2 protein-coding genes are annotated in these 1,239 nt (G+C 36.2%); one reads left to right on the top strand and one right to left on the bottom strand.

What is annotated here, in order from left to right; all coding sequences use genetic code 11:
* Nucleotides 1-167 precede the first annotated feature (167 nt).
* Nucleotides 168-731 (bottom strand): hypothetical protein, encoded by a 564-nt coding sequence (locus L1967_RS22200; RefSeq protein WP_249603674.1) that lies wholly within the window; start codon nucleotides 729-731, stop codon nucleotides 168-170.
* 210 nt (nucleotides 732-941) lie between these two features.
* Here L1967_RS22200 and L1967_RS22205 point away from each other — a divergent pair.
* The coding region (locus tag L1967_RS22205; RefSeq protein WP_249603675.1) for a transposase at nucleotides 942-1,239 on the top strand (298 nt) is incomplete at its 3' end.

Below are 1,239 nucleotides of genomic sequence, written 5' to 3' on the forward strand. Positions count from 1 at the left end.
CTGGGGAATCATATCATCCAAACAGGTTGCGTAAAGACTAAGCTGTTCCCGGTCTTGTCCTTGTTGGTATTCCATATCTTAAAAATACGAAATTCTTAGGTTTTGAGACAGTCTGACGGTCAATGTAAAATGCGTTTTAATGCATTTTACATAGTGTTAACTACTTTTTATTTTAACGGGTGTTTATAGCCAGGATATTTCTTTTCCATTTCATTCATTTCTTCAACTTTACTATATCCAATTTCAGGATTAGTCACATTAATTTTTCCGAAAAACATCTCATCTTCATGCCAGTAGGACAAACACCATTGATTCGATTCATCAAATATCACTACGTCATCTGCAAAGAAAAGTAATTCACAATTCTTTATGACCATTTTCCAGGTCATCATTAATGGTTCATTTCCATAATTAGGCAGAACGTAAACCCACTTTGAAAATGCAATTCCTCTGTTGAAAAGCCATTTTTTTATTTTCTGTTCGTCTTCATCTACAGATATTTTTTCAACGTATTTAAAGTTCTTTTTTTTAAATGGCTCCCACATCGGACCAGTGTGAAATTTTGACGCGTCAAAATATTTGTAGAGGAAATCTGATGCTTCCTTATCTAAAAATTTAATTTGATCCCTAAACTCATCAGATAATGAATCGAAATCTTCTGGCGAGCCAAGACAGGTCCAAACATTTGGTCTTTCTATCTCGTGTTCTTTTATATTATTGAAATCGATCATTTAATTGTAGTTAACGGTTTGGCTATGGTTTCGTTGCGTGAAAATCCGCGAGGATTTTCCGCCGTAAACCGAAGATAGCAATTTTAGCGAGGACTTTCCGAAAGGAAAGTCAGAAGCAATGAACTATAGCCGGTGTGCCTGTTGCACAAGTTAGCAAAAAGCTAACATCTGAGTTATAATTATTTTACAGTTGTGTTGTAAATTCACGGTATGCAAGGCAAAAAAGTATATCAAGAGCAGTTGTTCAACAGTTTCCGATTGAGTGACCGGGTTCCACAACACAATTTCTATCGGCGTTTAAAAGAAGCCTTAAATCTCGATTTTCTCTACGAACTCACCCGTGTTTTCTACGGTAGCAGCGGTCAGAAGAGTATTGATCCCATCGTGTTTTTTAAGTTCTGTTTAGTGGGTTATTTAGAGAATATCATCAGTGACCGCAAGTTAATAGAGCATTGCAGTATGCGACTGGATATCCTGTATTTTATAGGCTATGATATAGATGAAGGGC

This window comes from Zunongwangia pacifica (assembly GCF_023499215.1).
Lineage (GTDB): Bacteria > Bacteroidota > Bacteroidia > Flavobacteriales > Flavobacteriaceae > Zunongwangia > Zunongwangia pacifica.